The sequence below is a fragment of the Mesorhizobium sp. M7D.F.Ca.US.004.03.1.1 genome (assembly GCF_003998635.1).
GTDB classification, from domain to species: Bacteria; Pseudomonadota; Alphaproteobacteria; order Rhizobiales; family Rhizobiaceae; genus Mesorhizobium; species Mesorhizobium loti.
The window spans coordinates 1-645 of record NZ_RZQG01001628.1; the positions used below are offsets into that span (position 1 = coordinate 1).

The 645-nt window shown below is 64.7% G+C and carries 1 protein-coding gene; it reads left to right on the top strand.

Features of this window, described 5'->3' with window-relative positions:
• On the top strand, window positions 1-645 hold a 645-nt coding region (locus EN935_RS39160), incomplete at both ends, for a pseudouridine synthase (protein WP_164771882.1).

A 645-nucleotide genomic window follows, 5' to 3' on the forward strand; every position in this document is an offset into this window, starting at 1 on the left:
TGCCTGATGACATCATCCATCTCGACGGTATGGAAATCCCGCCAATCGAGCGCACCCGCCTGTTCCTGTTCCACAAGCCGGCCGGCGTCGTCACCACCAACCGCGATCCCGAGGGCCGCAAGACCGTCTTCGACGTGCTGCCGGCTGAATTGCCGCGGCTGATGACCATCGGCCGGCTGGATATCAACACCGAAGGCCTGCTTCTGCTCACCAACGATGGCGGCCTGTCGCGCGTGCTCGAACTGCCGGCCACTGGCTGGCTGCGCCGCTACCGCGTGCGCGTCCACGGCAAGGTCGAGGAGAGCGCGCTTGCCGGCCTGCGTGAAGGCATTGCCGTCGACGGCGTGTTTTACGGCGCCATCGAAGCGACGCTCGACCGTGAGCAAGGCACCAATGCCTGGCTGACGATCGGCCTGCGCGAGGGCAAGAACCGCGAAGTCAGGAACATCCTCGGCTCGCTTGGCCTCGACGTGACGCGGCTGATCCGCATTTCCTACGGCCCGTTCCAGCTTGATGACCTCGCCGAGGGCCATGTGCTGGAGATCAAGGGCAGGGTGCTGCGCGACCAGCTTGGCGAGCGCCTGGTCGAGGAATCAGGCGCCAATTTCGACGCCGATGTCACCAAACCGTTTTCCAACAAGCCGG